Consider the following 3,688-nt stretch of genomic DNA (forward strand, 5'->3'; position numbering starts at 1 on the left):
GAGCAGGGGCGGATTGCGTTTTACCTGCGCGATCCGCTCGCCTCTATTGCGCTGGCCGATCTAGACACGCCCAAGGTTGCCGAGTGGCGCGATCGGCGCAAGCGCGAAGTCTCGGGCTCGACCGTCATCCGCGACATGGTGATCCTGTCGCACGCCTGCCGGGTCGCGCGGGATGAGTGGCACTGGCTAAGTGTCAATCCATTCACCAAAGCCGGCCGCCCGAAGGCGAACCGCCCGCGCGATCGACTGGTGCTACCGGGGGAACTGGAGTTGCTTCGTCACGCGGCCGGCACCGATTACCAGTACGCGACGGCGCGCGTCATTGCTGCTTTCGAGTTTGCGATCGAAACGGGTATGCGCGGCGGCGAGATATGCGGTCTGCTGGCGGATCAGGTCAGAGGCAACGTTGCCTACCTGACGCACACCAAGAACGGCGACAAGCGCGACGTGCCGCTATCCGCGCGTGCCCGCGAGATTATCGCCGCCATGCCGCGGCGCGTAGGTGCACAAGGCACCCGCCCTCACGGGGGCATCGTGCACCTGAACGCTCCGGTGTTCGGCTTGTCGCCGGCCATCAAGGATGCGCTGTTTCGCAAGATACGCGCACGGGCCGGCATCGTCGGGCTGAACTATCACGACAGTCGCCACACGGCCATCACAATGCTGTCACGCAAGCTCGATGTGCTGGCGCTGGCCCGGGTGGTCGGTCATCGGGATATTCGCCAGCTTCAGACCTACTACAACGAGTCGGCTGAAGAACTAGCCAGGCGGCTGGACTAGCTTATGTTTGCCACTCCACCCAGAACAGGCCCAGGTTTGCCGTCGAATAGCCGCCCCACACGAGCGCCATGCCCCAGTCGGCACGCATCAACTTGGTGGCGAAGATGCCCAGATACAGCGCGGTCGCAATGGATAGCAAGGCAAGCGCCCAGAGCTTGGGCGTCATACTTTTAGCACTGTTCCGCGAAATTCAATTATGCCCTGCTCCTCATCCAGCACATGACAAAGTTCCGGCCATAGCAGCGTGCCGCGCCAGAACGTGAGCACGGCGAAACCGGCCCGCCAGTTGGTCGGCGCATCTTCGGTGTAGTCGCTGAACTGCGGCCCGTAAGGCGCGGCCAGCGTTCCGGTGTCAACCCCGTAGCGCGTACCGTTGTAATCGGACAGCGGCGTTACCTTGAGCGAGTGCAGATGACCAGTAACCATCGTCTTGCCGGCCGATGCCGTATTGGTATGAGCCGCGTGAATCCCGCCCTTGTAACGATGCTTCACCACCACGCTATCATTGAGCCAGAGCGACCAGCAGGGGCGCCACAGCGGGAAGTGATCGCGCAGATGAAAGCCGGTCACGCCCTCGTACTCGCTGGCGTGAGCCGCCAGGAATGTTTCAAAGCGGGCGTCGTGATTGCCGAGCGGCCAGAACAGATTCTTGGTGCCGCAGGCTTCCTCGATCTCTGTCAGCCGCTCCTTGACCGCTTTCAATTCATCGAGCACCGACGGCCGCTTGTCCCATCCGATACGCGGGTAGCGGCTGATCTTGGCGCCGTCGAAGCCGTCGCCGTTCATCACTAGACACGAGGGTTTCATCTCGCGCGCGAACTTCACGAAAGCACGGTGCGCGGTGCTGACAATGCCAGGCCAATAGTGCGCATCGGAAGCGACCAGCAGAACGCCGTCGTTCAACTTGAAGTGCTGCCGCCCCTCTGCGGCCATGTACTCGTTGATCCGCTGCTCGGTCTGGATAGCATCGAGCGGCACGTTGCCGTGTCCCCGGCCATTGACCAGCGGGATACCGCCATCTTCCCGCAGGCGGTCAAGCCGGTGTTTAATGCCACTGCCCCACGCCACTTTCAGGCGCTTGCAGATTTGCGTTGCGCTCAAGCCTTCGCGCAGGTGTTGAACAAGAACTTCATCAGAAAACAACGGTGGTCTACCGCGTATTTGGCCCACTATTTCACCCATCGGAGTGTTCGGATCGGCTCCTCGCTCTGAACGTCGTGCCTGGCGGCGCAGCGAACAGCGATGCGAGGATCAGCTTTCAATCCCATTTCCTGCATGGCCTGCATCGCACCGAGCGCGAAGTCCTGCCCGGAGCCGATGGCGTAGAAATCTTCTTCAACCAGGGTTTCGTTGTGGCGCCCGAGCCACCAGCCGAGGCGGCCGTCGCGGTACAGGGCCAGCGCCTCGTAGTCGCCTAAAGGGCGTGGCCCCTTGCGATGCGGCAGCCACTGGACGAACTGCTGGCCGGGGTACATCGTGCCGGCGATGCCGACAATGCAATTCGGCAGGCGCCACATTTTTGGCGACTTCGGCGCGCGCGTGCTGCCGACCGCAATTCGGCTGTCACTCACCATCATGCGGAGCGCGCGTGAAACGCAGATGGTCGTCATAGACCGCCCAGCGTTGACAGGATGACCATGAACCAGACGCCGACGCCGCTGCCGGCCAGAAACCAGAGGAGCAAGCCGAGCAGCCTTTTCATAGACGCTCGATCTCGGCCACGGCGACGAGCACCGCGTCCATCGGAATCGAAAAGCCGAGGCCGATGCCGTGGCCGCGACCGGGCGGCTGAATGGCAGAGTCGTTGATGCCCAGTAGCCGGCCATCGAAGTCGAACAATGGCCCGCCTGAATTGCCGGGATGAATCACCGCATCGACCTGAATATGCAGGCCGCTTGGATCACCGTCGTCGCGTCCGACAAAACTGACAATGCCGGCGGTCACGGTGTAGCGATACCCCAATGGATGACCGACGACGAACACAGCGTCGCCGGCCCGTAGCGCGCTCGCATTGCCGAGCTGCACTGCCGGCAACAACACCGGCTCGATGATTTGCAGGATGGCGATGTCGATCGAGGCGACGCCGACCAGCCGCGCGCTGACGGTGCGGCCGTCACTCAGACCGATGGTGAAAGTCGATCCCTGCACGCAATGGCGGGCAGTCAAGACGTGGCGCTTGGCAGTGTTCAGAATGACGCCGGTGCAGTACGCCTTGCCGTCTTTCTCAAGTGAAACCACCGATGGCATGACGCGCGCCACCACGTCGGCCAGTCCCGCCTGAGCGGTGAACGGCCACGCCAACAACAACAAGAGCATCAGCAAGCGCATCCCTATTTCCTCCTGTAACTATCGACAACCCTGACCAAATCCCAAGAAACACACTGCGGCGCGGCCACCGTGATCCAGGCATGAAAGCGGGCGCGGGCACGGGCCTCCGCCTCACTCATGCCGCCGCCCCGCGCAAAGCGGACGTTGGTTGAGTAGCGCTGGCCGGCGATTGAAAGCAGAACCCACACGGCTTCTTCGGCACTCTCCATTGGCGGCATCCTACTAAATAATGTAGAGGCAAGCTAAAAAAATGCCGCCGAATGCGGCCCTTTGATATTGCGTTAAGATTCTCAAATGCTGACAGCGCTCGGCGTCATCCTCACCATCGCAGGCTGGCTAACATTGATGGCCGGCGCCTACGTGTCGGGCACGGCTCTGGTCGCTTTCTCGTGGTACTTAATGGGACGCGCTGATCGCAACGATGAGGCGCGTTTCTTCGGTTGGCTGTTTCTCTTTGCCCTGATCGCAATAGCGATGGGCGCTGTTCTTACCGAGTAAGACTGCGAAACGGCTTGCGCACGTCCCGCGCTACCTCGCGCGATAGCTCGTCCGCTTCCCTCAGCAGCTCGTCGATCTGCTC

General features: G+C 61.7%; 7 protein-coding genes. 2 read left to right on the top strand and 5 right to left on the bottom strand.

The window, feature by feature from the left end; translation table 11 throughout:
- Positions 1-780, top strand: a 780-nt coding sequence (locus tag H0W40_RS19580) for a site-specific integrase (protein ID WP_292449560.1), incomplete at its 5' end; no start/stop codon positions are given.
- 1 nt (position 781) lies between these two features.
- Here H0W40_RS19580 and H0W40_RS19585 read toward each other — a convergent pair.
- From H0W40_RS19585 to H0W40_RS19605, 5 genes are all read right to left on the bottom strand, one after another.
- Complete coding sequence (locus H0W40_RS19585) at positions 782-946, bottom strand: hypothetical protein (RefSeq protein ID WP_292449562.1); 165 nt, start codon at positions 944-946, stop codon at positions 782-784.
- Positions 943-1,923, bottom strand: coding sequence for a hypothetical protein (locus H0W40_RS19590; protein WP_292449563.1), 981 nt, complete (start codon positions 1,921-1,923; stop codon positions 943-945). Before H0W40_RS19590 ends, H0W40_RS19585 begins: the two co-directional genes overlap by 4 nt.
- A 26-nt stretch (positions 1,924-1,949) precedes the next feature.
- A complete protein-coding gene (locus tag H0W40_RS19595) occupies positions 1,950-2,390 on the bottom strand; it encodes a hypothetical protein (protein ID WP_292449566.1) in 441 nt (146 codons plus the stop codon).
- 88 nt (positions 2,391-2,478) lie between these two features.
- The gene (locus H0W40_RS19600; protein WP_292449568.1) at positions 2,479-3,108 is read right to left on the bottom strand and encodes a trypsin-like peptidase domain-containing protein; all 630 of its coding nucleotides are present in this window, start codon (positions 3,106-3,108) and stop codon (positions 2,479-2,481) included.
- 2 nt (positions 3,109-3,110) lie between these two features.
- Complete coding sequence (locus H0W40_RS19605) at positions 3,111-3,317, bottom strand: hypothetical protein (protein WP_292449569.1); 207 nt, start codon at positions 3,315-3,317, stop codon at positions 3,111-3,113.
- An 85-nt stretch (positions 3,318-3,402) separates the two neighbouring features.
- On the opposite strand from H0W40_RS19605, the gene H0W40_RS19610 reads away from it, so the two are divergent.
- The gene (locus tag H0W40_RS19610; RefSeq protein WP_292449571.1) at positions 3,403-3,606 is read left to right on the top strand and encodes a hypothetical protein; all 204 of its coding nucleotides are present in this window, start codon (positions 3,403-3,405) and stop codon (positions 3,604-3,606) included.
- Positions 3,607-3,688 lie beyond the last annotated feature (82 nt).

It is taken from the genome of Methylibium sp. (genome assembly GCF_013817345.1).
Lineage (GTDB): Bacteria > Pseudomonadota > Gammaproteobacteria > Burkholderiales > Burkholderiaceae_C > Methylibium.

What these genes read in the sequence shown, in the direction of transcription:
- H0W40_RS19610 (WP_292449571.1), top strand. Translation starts at nt 3,403, where the DNA reads ATGCTGACAGCGCTCGGCGTCATCCTCACCATCGCAGGCTGGCTAACA.
- H0W40_RS19600 (WP_292449568.1), bottom strand. Translation starts at nt 3,108, where the DNA reads ATGCGCTTGCTGATGCTCTTGTTGTTGTTGGCGTGGCCGTTCACCGCT.
- H0W40_RS19595 (WP_292449566.1), bottom strand. Translation starts at nt 2,390, where the DNA reads ATGACGACCATCTGCGTTTCACGCGCGCTCCGCATGATGGTGAGTGAC.
- H0W40_RS19605 (WP_292449569.1), bottom strand. Translation starts at nt 3,317, where the DNA reads ATGGAGAGTGCCGAAGAAGCCGTGTGGGTTCTGCTTTCAATCGCCGGC.
- H0W40_RS19585 (WP_292449562.1), bottom strand. Translation starts at nt 946, where the DNA reads ATGACGCCCAAGCTCTGGGCGCTTGCCTTGCTATCCATTGCGACCGCG.